The sequence below is a fragment of the Paraburkholderia sp. USG1 genome, assembly GCF_031570135.1.
GTDB lineage: Bacteria > Pseudomonadota > Gammaproteobacteria > Burkholderiales > Burkholderiaceae > Paraburkholderia > Paraburkholderia dioscoreae.
The window spans coordinates 35,204-50,114 of record NZ_JAMWXW010000042.1 but is presented as its reverse complement, the minus strand read 5'-3'; the positions used below and the strand labels follow the sequence as shown (position 1 = coordinate 50,114).

The following is a 14,911-nucleotide window of genomic DNA, read 5'->3' as shown; positions in this document are numbered from 1 at the left end:
TCATTCATTGTCGGTGGGGTCGATGTTCCGCGCCGAGCCGGCCGGTTCGGCGCGTGCCGCGAGCTGCGATTCGTATTTCGCACGCGCGTCACGTACGGCGGGGCGCGCTGAGACTTCCGGCACGGCCACTTCCCACCACCAGCCGCCGTCGTCGGTGGTGCGCGCGGCGTCGGTATCGATGCTGATGACGTAAGTGCGATCCGCGGCACGGGCGCGTTGCAAAGCCGTGTCGAGGTCCGCGATATTCGCGACGTGTTCGGCCCGCGCGCCAAGAGCACGCGCATGCGCGGCGAAGTCGATTTTCGGCGCGCCGAGCGGGCCTTGCTTGCAGTCTTCGAGCAGGTTGTTGAACGGCGCACCGCCGCAAGCCTGCTGCAAGCGGTTGATGCAGCCATAGCCGCGATTGTCGAGCACCACCACGATCAGCTTCGCACCGATCATCACCGAGCTCGCGATCTCGCTGTTCATCATCAGATAGCTGCCGTCGCCGACCATCACGATCACTTCGCGCGCGGGTCGGGCGAGCTTCACGCCGAGTCCGCCGGCAATCTCGTAGCCCATGCACGAATAGCCGTACTCCACGTGATACGCGCCCGGTTTGCCGGCGCGCCATAGTTTGTGCAATTCGGCGGGCAGGGTGCCGGCCGCGCAGACGACGATATCGTTCGCCGGCGAACTGGCGCTCGACCGCTGTATCGCGCCGATCACATCGCCCTCGTAAGGCAGCACGGTGTCGCGTTGCGGCGCATGGGTGAGCGTGCTCACCGTATCGCGCCAACTCGCCGCGAGCTTGTGTGCGCGTGCGGTCCAGGTGCGCTCCGCGTGCCAGCCTTGCAGGGGCTCGGCAAGGGCATCGAGCGCCAGCCGCGCGTCGGCTTCGACCACCAGCGCGCGATGCTTGAGACCGTCGAAGGCATTGGCATTGATCGCGACCACCTCGGCTTGCGTGAATAACGTGTTCGAACCGGTGGTGAAGTCCTGCAGGCGGGTGCCGATGGCCAGCACGCAATCGGCGTCGTGCGCGAGCGCGTTCGCGGCGGGCGAGCCCGTCACGCCCAGCGCGCCCACGTTCAATGGATCGTTCCAGGCGAGCGAGCCTTTGCCGGCCTGCGTTTCCGCGACCGGAACGCCGTGCGTGGTCGCGAAACGGTGCAGGGCGTCGGTGGCGTGGCCGTAGAGCACGCCGCCGCCCGCGACGATCAACGGTCGTTTGGCCTGCCGCAAGCGCGCGAAGGCGGCCTCGATTTCGTCGGCGCGCGGCGCGGGCGAATAGAACGTGACGACGCGCGGCTTGAAGAGGTCGATGGGGAAATCCCATGCCTGCGCCTGCACGTCTTGCGGCAACGCGAGCGTGACGGGACCGCACAAGGCGGCGTCAGTCAGCACGCGCACGGCGCGCGGCAGCGCACTGAGCAATTGCGCCGGATGCACGATGCGGTCGAAGTAGCGCGACACCGGTTTGAGCGCGTCGTTGGCGGAGACGCCGCCGTCGTGGAAGTCCTCGACTTGCTGCAACACGGGATCGGGGGCGCGCGAAACGAAGATGTCGCCGGGCAGCAGCAGTACCGGCAAACGGTTCACGTGGGCGAGCGCCGCCGCGGTCACGAGGTTGGTGGCGCCCGGTCCGATCGACGTCGTGACGGCCATCATGCGGCGGCGGAAATGCGCTTTCGCGTAGGCGATCGCGCTGTGCGCCATTGCCTGTTCGTTGTGGGCACGCAGGGTCGGCAGTTCGTCGCGGTGCTGGTACAGCGCTTCGCCGATCCCCGCCACGTTGCCGTGGCCGAAGATGGCGAACACGCCGCCGAACAGCGGCTCGGTGCCGTGGCCGTCCTCGGTCGCGACGCGCTGCGCGGCGAGATAGCGGACCAGCGCCTGCGCGGAGGTCAGGCGCACCGTGCCGCCCGAGCCCGCGCCCGTACGGGCGTGACTGGCGTCGTTGGCGGACGCTGCGTCATGATGCAATACGCGCTGATTCATGCGGCTTGCTCCTGATGGACATGGTTCGGCATGCCAGGTTGCGCGGCGCTCGCGCCACGCGTTGCACGCCAGGAGGCGATCAATGTTTCGAAGGTGCGGCGCACGCGCGCGATCAGTTCGTCGTCGCCGATTTCTCCGGCGAGCCACGCATGACTCGGCTCATGGAAGATGGTGCGCCCGACCGTGAAGCCGCGGCATGTCGCCGATTGCGCCGCCGCGCGGAAACCTTCGTTCAGCTGCTCGACACCCGCCGACAAACCGAGCAGGACCACGCCCCGGCAATAGGGGTCGCGCTCCGCGATCAGCATGTCGATGTTGCGCCATTGCGCGGCGTCCATCGGTTCGAGCTTCCACCATTCGGGGTAGATGCCGATGTTGTAGAGACGCTTCAACGCGCGGTACACAATGTCCGGTGCTTGCGGCAAATGCGCGTGTTTCGGTGGAATCACTTCGAACAGCAGTTCGTGGCCGCTCGCTTGCGTCGCGTCGTAGAGTGCGCGCAATTGCGTTTCCTGTTCGAGGCGCTGTTCGATGGGTTCGTCGGGATGAAACTGCACGAGACACTTGGCGATATGCTCCTGCGGCCACGGGATCAGCGTGGTGCCGATCGAACGGCCATGATCGAACACGAGCGGCACCGAGCCCGGCAGTTCCACCGGCCGGCCGATCCACCAGCCACGGCCAGTGGCCGCGTTCAGCGCGTCCTGGCCGTAACGGTCGTCGATCAGCACGCCAATGCGGTTCTGCAAACCCAACGCGCTCTCGGTTTGCGCGACGGCTTCCACGAACAGACCTTTCAGGCGCGCTATGCGCGCTTCGTCGGCGCCGGTCTGCTGCGCGAGTTCGAAGAACTGGTTGCGGTGGTCGAAGGCGAAACCGAGCACTTCGTCCCACTGTTTGCGGGCCGGCGAGACGCGATGCAGCCGCGCGAGCGCCGCGTCCCGATCCGGGCGGCGCATGCGCTGCGGATCGGCTTTCGCTTCGCGCAGGAAGTAGTCGAGTTCGGCGGGCGTCGGCATGGCGGGCGCGCAGCCGTGCCGCGAGACGACCAGCGCGCCGCTCGCGTTCGCGGCGCGCGCGCACGCTTCGAGCGGTTGATCGCGCAACCAGCCGGAGAGAAAGCCGGAGGCGAATGCGTCGCCTGCGCCGAGCACGTTCAGCACTTCGACTTCCACGCCGCCGTGAATCGGCACGTCGTCGAGCGAGGCGGGCACCTGGCCGTCGATGATCTGGCAGCCCAGCGGCCCGCGCTTGAGTACCAGCGTAGCCGGCGTGACGGCGCGCACCATCGCGAGCGCATCGACCAGTTCGGTCTTACCGCCGGCAATGCGGAATTCCTCCTCGGTGCCGATCACCAGATCGAACAGCGGCAGAATGCGCTGCAAGTGCGCGGTGACGCCTTCGCTCGCCACGAAGCGCGTTTCACCGTCGGCTTTGCCGGTGAGACCCCAAAGCACGGGGCGATAGTCGATATCGAGCACGGTGCGCACCTGGTTGCGGCGTGCGTAATCGAGCGCGCGGCGGCTCGTGCGGTTCACCTGTTCGGTGGAAAAGTGCGTGCCGGTGATCAGCAGCGCTTTCGACGATGCAATGAAAGCCTCGTCGAAATCCGCTTCATCGACCGCCATGTCCGCGCAGTTCTCGCGGTAGAAGATCAGCGGGAACGTGTCGCGGTCTTTCAGGCCGAGCAGCACGAGGGCGGTCAGGCGTTCCCGGTCGATGCGCACGTGGCTGACGTCGCAGCCCTCTTTAGTGAGCTTCTCGGTGAGAAAGCGGCCCATGTGATCGTTGCCGACGCGCGCTAGCATCGACGACGCGAGGCCGAGCCGCGCGCAGCCGAACGCGATATTCGCCGACGATCCGCCGAGATACTTCGCGAAGCTCGACACGTCTTCGAGCCGCGCGCCGACCTGCTGCGCGTACAGATCGACGGCGAGCCGGCCGAGGCAGACGATGTCGCGGCTGCGGCCCGGCGCGAAGCGGCTGGCTACCGGCGCCGGGGCGGACGTGATTGCGCTGGATGTGCTGGAATGATCCATGAAGTTTCCTGAATGGCTGTGCGCGACAGCCGGCGCAGCAGCGCCGGTTCCTCGCGCGAATGAATCAGATCGTCGCGCCTTCGAGTTCGCCGATCATCTTCTGCATCTCGGCGCCGCCGGCCATCATGTCGAGCACCTCGTCCTTGCTGATGGTTTCCTTGGTGAACGTACCGAGCGATTTGCCGCGATTGAGCACCGTGAACGAGTCGCCGATCGGATACGCGTGATGCACGTTGTGCGTGATGAAGATCACTGAAATGCCTTTCGCGCGGGCCTTGTGAATCAGCTTCAGCACGTTGAAGCTCTGCTTCACGCCGAGCGCGGCGGTCGGTTCGTCGAGAATCAGCACGCGCGCGCCGAAATGAATTGCCCGTGCAATCGCGAGACACTGCTTCTCGCCGCCGGACATGGTGCCGATCGGCTGATGCGCGTCGCGCACGTTGATGCCCATTTCGGCGAGCTTGTCGCGCGCGGTGGTGGCGCTGGTTTCGAGATCCATGACGCTCAGGAAACCGAACAGTTTCTTTTGCGGCTCGCGTCCCATGAAGAAGTTGCGTGCCACGGAGAGCAGCGGCACTAATGCCAGATCCTGATAGACGGTGGCGATGCCGAGGTCGAGTGCGTCTTTCGGCGACTCGAACAGCACCGGTTTGCCGTCTACCAGATACTGACCGGAAGACGGCTGATGCACGCCGGCGAGGGTCTTGATCAGCGTCGACTTGCCTGCGCCGTTGTCGCCGAGCAGACAGTGCACTTCGCCGCGTTTCAGCCGCAAGGTCACGCCGCTTAGCGCGATCACCTTGCCGAAGTATTTGTTGACGTTTTCGAGCGCGAGGATCACGTCGTCCTGCGCAGCGCTCGCGCTGTCCACGGCATTCGTGGCGGTATTTGTATCGGACATGGTCGTCTCCCCGTTACGCCTGCGAGACGCGGCGGCGCACATAGTGATTGAACAGCACGGCGATCAGCAGCATCACGCCGAGGAACACGCGGAACCAGTCGGAGCTGACGTTCGTGTACGTAATGCCGATCTGCACGACGCCGAAGATCAACGCGCCGAAGCACGCGCCGACCACCGAACCGTAGCCGCCCGTCAGCAAGGTGCCGCCGATCACCGCGGCGATGATCGCTTCGAACTCTTTCTGCAAGCCCCGGTCGGCCGCGGCCGAGCCGATGTCGCACACTTGCAGCACCGCGAACAGGCACGAGCAGAACGCGGTCAGCACGAACAGCGAAATCTTCACACGGCGCACCGGCACGCCCACGTTCTTGGCGGCATTGGCGTCGCCGCCCACTGCGAGAATCCAGTTGCCGGCGCGTGTTTTCGCCAGCACGAAGGCGCAGACCGCGGCGAGGCCGAGCCACCACAGAATCACCTTCGGAATGCCCGGCACGAGCGCGTGGCCGTTATCGAGCAGGGTGCCGATGCCGTGTTGCGCGAGCATCAGAAAGAGACCGCGCAGCGCGACGCCGTGAAACAGCGTATCCGCGAACCAGTCCTGCTGCGCAAGGTCGCCCACGCCGGAGACGATGGTGCGGTCCGCGAACATGATTGACAGCGCAAGCGTGAGGCCGCGCAAGATGAACAGAAATGCGAGCGTGACGATGAACGAGGGCAGGCGCGTGCGCATGACCAGATAGCCGTTCAGCGCGCCGAGCAGCATGGAGCCGGCAAACGCGAACAGGATGGCGAGAGAAATCGGCCAGTGAAAATAGACCGAAGGAATCGCCACCATCATGCCGGCGAAACCGATCATCGAACCGATCGAGAGATCGAACTCGCCGGCGATCATCAGCAGACACGCGCCCACGGCGAGAATGCCGAGATACGCGGACACCTGCGACCAGTTCATTACGCCGTCGAGGTTGAACATGCCGGAGTTGCCGGCCGTCAGCGCGAAAACGAGAAACACCAGTACCGCGCCGGAAATCGCGGCGAATTCGGGGCGGTTCAGCACATGGCCGAACCTGGATTCCTTGCGCAACCGTTCATCCGAATCGGGCAGCGACGGCGCGGCCTCGGCGGTATTCGTCTTGACGTGCGGTGGGAAGTGTTTGCCGGCTACACCCATGATGTCTCCTTGGAACCCGGTTGTGCCTGCCTTGCACGCAGATGCCTTGCGAGAGCGACAGCCGGTGAAATGCGCGGTGGCGGCGGGCGGCCCGGTATCGAAACGGTGCCCGCCGTGCGCGTGACTAACTAGAGAAAAGAATCAGCGGTACTGCCCTGCGTACTTGATGACCTTGTCGAGGTTTTCCTTGGTGATGAACCCTGGACCTGAACGGATATTCTTCGGACCATAAGACGGCGCGAGGCCATAGGTAGCAAGTCGTGCCTTGAACTTCGGATTCGCTTCGAGAATCTGGCGGATCTTCACCGGGTCGGTGGTGTGCTCTTTCTTCACGATCGCCAGCACGGCCACCGGGATATAGCCTTGCAGATACGGTTGCTGGTCGATCGCGAACTGGATCGTGCCGTTCTGGATGGCTTTGGCGATGTCGTCGGAGAAGTCGAACGTGCAGAAATAGATCTTGCCCGCCAGACCCATTTGCGTGACCGCTTTCAGCGTGGCAGAAGCCGGGGTCGGTCCGAGCGTCAGGATCGCGCCGGTGTTGGGGTGATTGCGCAGATACGCACTGACCTTCGATTGAATTTCGGTCGGGTCCTGGCCGGAGTCGATGGTGGACGACTTGTAGTCGACGCCGATCGCCTCCGCAAAACCGCGGCAACGGTCGAACGACACCGTGTTGGTGGCGAGGTGATTCACGCACAGGAACGACTTCACGCCCGCTGCCTTGGCTTTTTCGCCGGCGGCTTTGCCCGCTACATATTCGGGTTGACCCACATGCATGATCGCGCCGAGTTGCGCGCTCTGTTCCTCCGTGCCGGAATTGATCGTGACGAGCGGGATCTTCTTCGCGGTGACCTTGTTGATCGAGCTTTTCAGCACGTCGAAATCGGCGATGGTGACGATCACGCCGTCGTAGTTGCGCGCGGCGGCCTGTTCGACCAGACGCGCCATATCGGCGATGTCGCCGTTCGGCGGATTGCGGTAGTCGGTCTCGACGTTGAAGTCCTCGTCGGCCTGTTTGATGGCGTTCTTGATGGTGTTCCACCACGAGTCCGAATCCGGCGCGTGGCTGATCAGCACGAAGTGAGCGTCGGCCGCGCGGGCGGCCGAGGCCGCGCCGAATCCCGTCGCCAACGTCAATGCCGTCACCAGAATCCTGAGCGTAGCCTTGCCCTTGCAAAGTCTCATTGTCTCCACCTTTCTCGGTATGTCGTTTTTGAAGGGAGCGTCTGGCCGGCGGCTTTCCATCCGCATACAAGCCGGGTGTTTCCACCACAAGCACCATCGCTCACGACCAAGATTAGGCCATCTTCCAAGGCGTTGCAATGAAAATTTCATTACAAATAAAATTGGAAAATACGTTCCATTTGGCATGGCGCCTGCCTATAATCGGCAGCGTCAGGACGCCGTGCGGCGGCCTTCGCAGGTCGCTGACGCACTGCAATAAAACACCCAAGAGAGAGTCATGGCGGAAGAGAGCACCGAGGAATTGCCAAGCGTCGAAGAATTGATGCAACGCATCGCGGAAAACTACGATGCGTTGCCGCGTCAATTGAAGAATGTCGCGACCTATATCGAACAGCACCGCTCCAGCGTGATGGTGGATCGCACCAGCGACATCGCCGCGAGCTGCGGCGTGCATCCGTCCGCCGTGGTGCGTTTTGCGCAGCGCTTCGGCTTTTCAGGCTTCTCCGATCTGCAGGCCGTATTTCGTCAGGCTTACACCGGGCAAGGCAGTTCGTCGCCGAGTTATCAGCAGCGGATTCGTAAGCTGATCGACGAGAAGCCGGGTGCGTTGTCCGGCGGGTCGGTGGCGCGCGAATTCATTGCGGCCTCGCGTGGTGGTCTCGAAGAACTCGAAGCGGGGCTCGATGACAAGCAGTTCGACGCCGCGGTGAAAATGTTGCAGCAGGCCGACAACATTTACGTGATCGGTGTGCGGCGCTCGTTTCCGGTGGCGAGCTATATCGTCTATGCATTGCAGCACACGCCTAAACGCGTGCATCTGGTGTCCGGTTTCGGCGGCATGTACCGCGAACAGATTCGCAGCGTAAAAAAGGGCGACGTGGTGATTGCGATCAGCTTCGCGCCTTATGGAAAGGAAACGCAGTATTGCCTGCGGGTTGCGCATCATCATCAGGCGAAGACCCTGGTTATTACGGATAGCCAACTATCGCCGCTCGCCCGTTATGCGACCACGCAGCTGTATGTGAAAGAGGGCAGCGCGTTCGCGTTCCGCTCGCTGACCAGCACGATCTGTTTGTGCCAGGCGTTGTTCATCGCGCTTGCGTACAAGCTCGAATTGAATGTTGAAGAATCCAAAGACACTGGAGGATACGATGACTGATGGGGCGAAGACGATCGACGTGGCGGTATTCGGCGCGGGGCGCATCGGCAAGATTCATGCGGCGAATCTCGCGCGGCAGCCGGGCGTGCGGCTCAAGTATGTGGTCGACGTGAATCGCGAGGCCGCTGCGGCGCTTGCCGCCGAGCACGGCGCGCAGGTCGCGGATATCGACGGCGCAATGGGCGATGCCTCGGTCGGCGCGACCGTGATCTGTTCGAGCACGGACACGCATGCGGATCTGATCATGCAATCCGCCGCGCAGAAGAAGCACGTGTTCTGCGAGAAGCCGGTCGATCTGACGCTGGCGCGAGCTCAGGCTTGCGCGGAAGCGGTCGAGCGCGCGGGCGTGGTGTGCATGATCGGTTTTCAGCGGCGTTTCGATCCGACGTTCTCGGCGCTGAAAGCGCGTCTCGATGCCGGCGAGATCGGCACGCCGGAGATGCTGGTGGTGACGAGCCGCGATCCGGGTGCGCCGCCGGTCGACTACATCCGGCATTCGGGTGGCATCTTCAAGGACATGCTGATTCACGACTTCGACATCTTCCGCTGGATTCTCGACGACGAGGCGGACACGCTGCATGCCACCGGCAGTTGTTTGAGCGACCCGGCGATCGCCGAGGCCGGCGATATCGATTCGACCGCGGTGACGATTCGCACGAAGCGCGGCCGCCTGTGCCAGATCAATACCGCCCGCCGTGCCGCGTACGGCTATGACCAGCGCTTCGAAGTGCTGGGCAGCACCGGCATGCTGCAGGCGGGCAATGTGCGGCCCACGGAAGTCACGGCCTATTCAAAAACCGAAGTGTCGAGCGATGTGCCCGAAGCGTTTTTCCTCGAGCGTTATCGGGCCGCTTACGCCCATGAAATCGCGCATTTCTTCGATGCGGTGACGCACGGCAAGCCCGTGCGCACAACGGTGGCAGACGGTCTGAAAGCGCTTGAGCTCGCCGAAGCCGCGAGCCGCTCGTGGCGCGAGAGTCGCGCGGTCAAACTCGGCGAGGCGTCGTGATGACGACGGCTGCGGCACGGCTTCGGGTGGGCGTGATCGGGCTCGGCCGTCTCGGCAAGCGGCACGCGGAGAATCTGGCATATCGCGTGCCGGGCGCGTCGGTCGTGGCGGCTTGCAGTCCGGTGGAGGAGGAGCGCGAGTGGGCGCGTGAAGCGTTGCCCGCGCCGCGTCTGTACGACGATTACGCGGAGTTGCTCACCGATCGCGAAGTGGATGCGGTCTGGTTGGTCACGCCGTCTTCGTTGCATGCGCAGCAGATCATTGGTGCGTTGCGCGCGGGCAAGCATGTGTTCTGCGAGAAGCCCTTGTCGCTGGATCTCGCGGAATGCGAGCGCGTGCTGGCGGAGGCCGCGCGGTATCCGCATCTGCAGGCCACGATCGGGTTCATGCGGCGCTTCGATCCGAGCTATAAGGACGCGTTCGACAAGATTGCAGCGGGGAAGATCGGGCGGCCTTTTCTCGTGCGCTCGCAGACTGCGGATCAGAATGATAGTGACGGGTTTTTTGTGCGCTTTGCGGCGACGTCGGGTGGCATCTTTCTCGATTGCACCGTGCACGATATTGACGTGGCGCGCTGGCTGCTCGGCAAGCCGCGCGCGAAACGGGTGTTTGCAGCGGGTGCGGCGGTGATGCATGAGGGTTTGCGCGAATTCGGCGATGTCGATAACGGCGTGGCGATCTGTGAGTTCGAAGATGGGAAGCTGGCCGTGTTTTACGCATCGCGGACGCAGGCACATGGCAATGATACGCATAGCGAAGTGATGGGTACGGCCGGGGCGCTCGCTATCGGCCATAATCCGCGTGCGAATCGTGTCGAGATTTACGACGCCACGGGCATTCGGAACGAATGCACGGCCAATTTTTTTGATCGGTTCGAGGACGCGTTTTTGTTTGAGGCGCGGGCGTTTGTTGCGGCTGTGCGGGGTGGGGCGACGTCTTCCGCTGCTCAGGCCGGCGCTTCGCTTGCTGATGCATTGGAGGCTACGCGGATTGGGGTGGCGTTGAGGGAGTCGTTGTTGACCGGGCAGGCTGTTACGGTGTAGTGGGGCCCGCGATGCCCGACGTCGGCTCTTCGCCTGCGGTAGAATTGAAGTCTCCGTCCGGCGTCGCGCACGACGCCCCCGTCCCCGAAGGTCATCGTCGATGCAAATTCAGATTCACAAGGAAGTCGATGCGCGCGGGCTGATGTGCCCGCTGCCTATTTTGCGCGCCAAGAAGGCGCTCGCCGACATGGAAAGCGGTCAGATTCTCAAGGTGCTGGCCACCGATCCCGGTTCGCAGCGCGATTTCGCCGCGTTCGCTAAGCAGACCGGCAATGAAATCGTCGAAGCCTCGGCACAGGACAAGGTTTTCACGTTCCTGATGAAACGCCGCTGAATCCGGTGCGCCGGCGCGCATTCCAGTCGTGCAATCGCGCGTCCTTGAGCGGCCAAAAAAAAGGCGCTGTGCCCGCGAAAGCAGGGCACAGCGCCTTTCTACTTCAGTTCGACGCTATCGGGAGGCGGGCGTAAAAAAACCGTTCAGCCTTCCAGCACCGGCGAACGCGTGCGCAGATATTCTTCGAAATCCGCAGCCACTTCCGGGTGACGCAGCGCGAATTCAACCGTCGCCTTCAGATAACCCAGCTTGCTGCCGCAGTCGAAACGCGTGCCGTGATACTTGTACGCGAGCACCTGTTCGTCGGCGAGCAGCGATTGAATTGCGTCCGTCAGCTGCAATTCGCCCCCTGCGCCCGGCTTCAGCGCACGCAGATGTTCGAAGATGCGCGGCTTGAGCACATAGCGGCCCACCACGCCGAGATTCGAGGGCGCCACGTTCGGCTCAGGCTTTTCGACGATGCCCGACATCTTGATGATCGAATCTTCCCATTCCTTGCCGTCGACGATACCGTACGACTTGGTTTCCTGCGCCGGGATCTCTTCGACGCCGATCACCGAGCTGTGATAGTGATCGAACACCTCGATCATCTGCGCCATGACAGGCGGCGTGCCGTACAGCAGGTCGTCCGCGAGAATCACGGCAAACGGGTTGTCGCCCACCAGCTTTTCGGCGCACAGCACCGCGTGGCCGAGGCCCAACGCTTCCGGCTGACGCACGTAGAAGCAATCCACATGGCTCGGCTTGATGCTGCGCACGAGTTCCAGCAGCTTGTCCTTGCCGCGTGCCAGCAGCTCAGCCTCGATTTCGTAGGATTTATCGAAGTGGTCCTCGATCGCGCGCTTGCTGCGGCCCGTGACGAAGATCATTTCGGTGATGCCGGCCGCCATCGCCTCTTCGACCGCGTACTGGATCAGCGGCTTGTCGACGATCGGAAGCATCTCTTTCGGGCTTGCCTTCGTGGCAGGGAGGAACCGGGTGCCAAGACCTGCTACCGGAAAAACCGCCTTTGTAACTTTTAGCATGTGATTACCCTGAATCCTCTGGATTAGCTATCGGTCCTTGCCCGCCTCTTAGGGGGCGGGCATGGAGCGTCGATCAGACCGGCAAGCGGGCCAATTGGGCTTTCAGCTTGCCCACCGTGGCTTCGAACTCTGCCAGTCTTTTCTGCTCCTGCTCAACGACTGCCGGCGGCGCCTTTGCAACGAAACTTTCATTCTGCAATTTGCCGTTGCACTTGATGATTTCCGTGCTCAACCGCGCAATCTCCTTCGACAACCGCTCGCGCTCGACTGCCACGTCGATTTCCACCTTCAGCACGAGCTTGTCATTCCCTACGATAGCAATTGGCGCGCCATCTGCTTGCGCATCCAGTGTTGCCTCGTCGGCAATGATCTGCACTTCGGACAAACGTGCCAATGCCTGTGCGTACGGAGCAAAGGTGCGCAGACGCTCCGCGTTGCCGGTAGCGAGCAACGGCACCTTGACCGCCGGCGACAGATTCATTTCGCCGCGCAGATTCCGGCACGCATCGATCACAGCCTTCAGGTCGGCCGCCCATTGCTCAGCGTCTTCATCGATCTTCGACGGTTCGGCAACGGGGTAAGGCTGCACCATGATGGACGCTTCACCCTCGGCCTTGCCTTCGGGATAACGCCCAGCCAACGGCGCTACTTTCTGCCACAGCGCTTCGGTGATGAACGGAATCACCGGATGCGCGAGGCGCAGCACCGTCTCGAGCACGCGCAGCAGTGTGCGGCGCGTGGCGCGCTGCTGGTTCGGCTGACCCGTCTGGATCTGAACCTTGGCGAGTTCGAGATACCAGTCACAGTATTCGTCCCATACGAACTTGTATAGGGCGTTGGCCACATTGTCAAAACGATAGTCGGTGAAACCCTTGGCGATTTCCGCTTCCACCCGTTGCAGACGCGAGACGATCCAGCGGTCCGCTGACGAGAAGTTCAGGTGTCCGTCAGGACCGCATTCGCCGCATTGTTCCGGCTTGCCGAAGCCGCAATCGTGGCCTTCGCAGTTCATCAGCACGAAACGGGTGGCATTCCACAGCTTGTTGCAGAAGTTGCGGTAGCCTTCGCAGCGCGCGAGATCGAAATTGACGTTGCGCCCGAGCGTGGCCATCGAGGCCATCGTGAAGCGCAGTGCGTCGGTGCCGAACGCCGGGATGCCGTCGGGGAATTCCTTACGGGTTTTCTTTTCGATCGACGCGGCCTGCTTCGGGTTCATCAGGCCGGTAGTGCGCTTGGCGACGAGCGAGTCGAGGTCGATGCCGTCGACGATATCGATCGGGTCGAGCGTATTGCCCTTGCTCTTCGACATCTTCTGGCCTTCGGCGTCGCGCACGAGACCGTGCACGTACACCGTGTCGAACGGCACCTTGCCGGTGAAGTGCGTGGTCATCATGACCATGCGCGCGACCCAGAAGAAAATGATGTCGAAGCCGGTGACCAGCACCGAAGAAGGCAGGAAGTGCTTGAGTTCCTGCGTCTCATTCGGCCAGCCGAGCGACGAGAACGGCACCAGAGCGGACGAGAACCACGTGTCGAGCACGTCTTCGTCGCGCTTGAGGGCGCCCGTGTAGCCGGCTGCCGTGGCTTTGGCGCGTGCGTCTTCTTCGGTTTTCGCCACGAAAATTTCGCCGTTTTCGCCGTACCACGCCGGGATCTGATGACCCCACCAGAGCTGGCGCGAGATGCACCAGTCCTGAATGTTCTCGAGCCATTGATAGTAAGTGGTGGTCCAGTTTTCCGGCACGAACCTGATTTCGCCGCTGCGCACCACGTCGAGCGCCGTTTCCGCGATCGATTTGCCCGGATTGAAGGTGCCTTCCGGCGCCGGCTTGCTCATGGCGACGAACCATTGGTCCGTCAGCATCGGCTCGATCACGACGCCCGTGCGGTCGCCGCGCGGCACCATCAGCTTGTGCGGCTTGACCGATTCCAGCACGCCGAGCGCTTCGAGGTCGGCCACCACCTGCTTGCGCGCTTCGAAGCGGTCGAGGCCGCGGTATTTCTCCGGCGCGTTGTCGTTGATCTTCGCGTCGAGCGTGAGGATTTCGATTTGCGGCAGCTTGTGGCGCAGGCCGACCTGGTAGTCGTTGAAATCGTGCGCGGGCGTGACCTTGACGACGCCCGTGCCGAATTCGCGGTCGACGTAATCATCCGCGATGATCGGTACTTCGCGACCCGACAGCGGCAGCGTGATCGTCTTGCCGATCAGATGCGCGTAGCGCTCGTCTTCCGGGTGGACCATCACGGCGGTATCGCCGAGCATGGTTTCCGGACGCGTGGTGGCGACCGTCAGATGGCCCGAACCGTCCGTGAGCGGGTACTGGATGTGCCACAGCGAGCCGTTTTCTTCCTCGCTGACCACTTCGAGGTCGGAGACCGCGGTGAGCAGCACAGGATCCCAGTTCACGAGGCGCTTGCCGCGATAGATCAGGCCTTGCTCATATAGACGGACGAACACGTCGCGCACGGCGGCCGACATCTTGTCGTCCATCGTGAAGTATTCGCGCGACCAGTCGATCGAGGCTCCCAGACGCCGCACCTGGTTCGTGATGGTCGAGCCGGACTGCTGCTTCCATTCCCACACGTGTTCGACGAACTTTTCACGGCCGAGGTCGTGGCGCGAGACGCCTTGCGCGTCCAGTTGCCGCTCGACGACGATCTGCGTGGCGATACCGGCGTGGTCCGTGCCCGGCACCCACAGGGTGTTTTCGCCGAGCATGCGGTGGTAGCGGGTGAGGCCGTCCATGATCGTCTGGTTGAACGCGTGGCCCATGTGGAGGGTGCCCGTGACGTTCGGCGGCGGCAGTTGGATCGAGAAATCTTTCCGGTTTTCCTGGATGACGGGCGTCGCGTACGCGCGCTTTTCCCATTCGGGGCCCCAATGGGCTTCGATGGTCTGGGGCTCGAAGCTTTTGGCAAGCGTGGAGGTGGTGTCGCTCGGGGTCTCGCTCATTGTGTCGATTCGGCTGGTGAATGCAAAGAATGCTCGATTATAAGCGGCGCTCCGCGGCGGGGGATTTTTGCTGGTTGAGAGGGTTGTGACGTGTGCGTCGGCGGCTTCG

11 protein-coding genes are annotated in these 14,911 nt (G+C 62.8%); 4 read left to right on the top strand and 7 right to left on the bottom strand.

The window, feature by feature from the left end:
* The 5 genes from iolD to NE850_RS35570 all read right to left on the bottom strand — a co-directional run bounded on the left by iolD (window position 1) and on the right by NE850_RS35570 (window position 7,279).
* The gene (gene iolD, locus NE850_RS35590) at window positions 1-1,980 is read right to left on the bottom strand and encodes a 3D-(3,5/4)-trihydroxycyclohexane-1,2-dione acylhydrolase (decyclizing) (protein ID WP_165186689.1); all 1,980 of its coding nucleotides are present in this window, start codon (window positions 1,978-1,980) and stop codon (window positions 1-3) included.
* Window positions 1,977-4,019, bottom strand: a complete 2,043-nt coding sequence (gene iolC / locus NE850_RS35585) for a 5-dehydro-2-deoxygluconokinase (protein ID WP_165186687.1) — start codon at window positions 4,017-4,019, stop codon at window positions 1,977-1,979. The genes iolD and iolC overlap by 4 nt, the downstream gene beginning before the upstream one ends.
* Before the next feature lie 64 nt (window positions 4,020-4,083).
* Window positions 4,084-4,920 carry an ATP-binding cassette domain-containing protein gene (locus NE850_RS35580; RefSeq protein WP_007181070.1) on the bottom strand — a complete coding sequence of 279 codons (837 nt, stop codon included), beginning with the start codon at window positions 4,918-4,920 and terminating at the stop codon, window positions 4,084-4,086.
* 13 nt (window positions 4,921-4,933) lie between these two features.
* Window positions 4,934-6,091, bottom strand: a complete 1,158-nt coding sequence (locus NE850_RS35575) for an ABC transporter permease (RefSeq protein WP_007181071.1) — start codon at window positions 6,089-6,091, stop codon at window positions 4,934-4,936.
* 141 nt (window positions 6,092-6,232) lie between these two features.
* Window positions 6,233-7,279, bottom strand: coding sequence for a sugar ABC transporter substrate-binding protein (locus NE850_RS35570; RefSeq protein ID WP_007181072.1), 1,047 nt, complete (start codon window positions 7,277-7,279; stop codon window positions 6,233-6,235).
* Between the two features lie 277 nt (window positions 7,280-7,556).
* Between NE850_RS35570 and NE850_RS35565 the strand changes: the two genes are divergently transcribed.
* From NE850_RS35565 to NE850_RS35550, 4 genes are all read left to right on the top strand, one after another.
* Window positions 7,557-8,438, top strand: coding sequence for a MurR/RpiR family transcriptional regulator (locus NE850_RS35565; RefSeq protein ID WP_007181073.1), 882 nt, complete (start codon window positions 7,557-7,559; stop codon window positions 8,436-8,438).
* Window positions 8,431-9,447: an inositol 2-dehydrogenase gene (gene iolG / locus NE850_RS35560; protein ID WP_165186685.1), complete on the top strand. Its 1,017-nt coding sequence runs from the start codon at window positions 8,431-8,433 to the stop codon at window positions 9,445-9,447. Before NE850_RS35565 ends, iolG begins: the two co-directional genes overlap by 8 nt.
* Window positions 9,447-10,490 carry a Gfo/Idh/MocA family oxidoreductase gene (locus NE850_RS35555; RefSeq protein WP_310700097.1) on the top strand — a complete coding sequence of 348 codons (1,044 nt, stop codon included), beginning with the start codon at window positions 9,447-9,449 and terminating at the stop codon, window positions 10,488-10,490. The genes iolG and NE850_RS35555 overlap by 1 nt, the downstream gene beginning before the upstream one ends.
* A 106-nt stretch (window positions 10,491-10,596) precedes the next feature.
* Window positions 10,597-10,824, top strand: coding sequence for a sulfurtransferase TusA family protein (locus NE850_RS35550; RefSeq protein WP_035518532.1), 228 nt, complete (start codon window positions 10,597-10,599; stop codon window positions 10,822-10,824).
* A 143-nt stretch (window positions 10,825-10,967) separates the two neighbouring features.
* Here NE850_RS35550 and galU read toward each other — a convergent pair whose 3' ends face one another.
* Together galU and NE850_RS35540 are read right to left on the bottom strand one after the other, a co-directional pair.
* Window positions 10,968-11,849 carry a UTP--glucose-1-phosphate uridylyltransferase GalU gene (gene galU / locus NE850_RS35545; RefSeq protein ID WP_007181077.1) on the bottom strand — a complete coding sequence of 294 codons (882 nt, stop codon included), beginning with the start codon at window positions 11,847-11,849 and terminating at the stop codon, window positions 10,968-10,970.
* Window positions 11,850-11,922: 73 nt separating this feature from the next.
* On the bottom strand, window positions 11,923-14,802 hold the full coding sequence (locus NE850_RS35540) for a valine--tRNA ligase (protein WP_310700094.1): 2,880 nt from the start codon (window positions 14,800-14,802) through the stop codon (window positions 11,923-11,925).
* Window positions 14,803-14,911 lie beyond the last annotated feature (109 nt).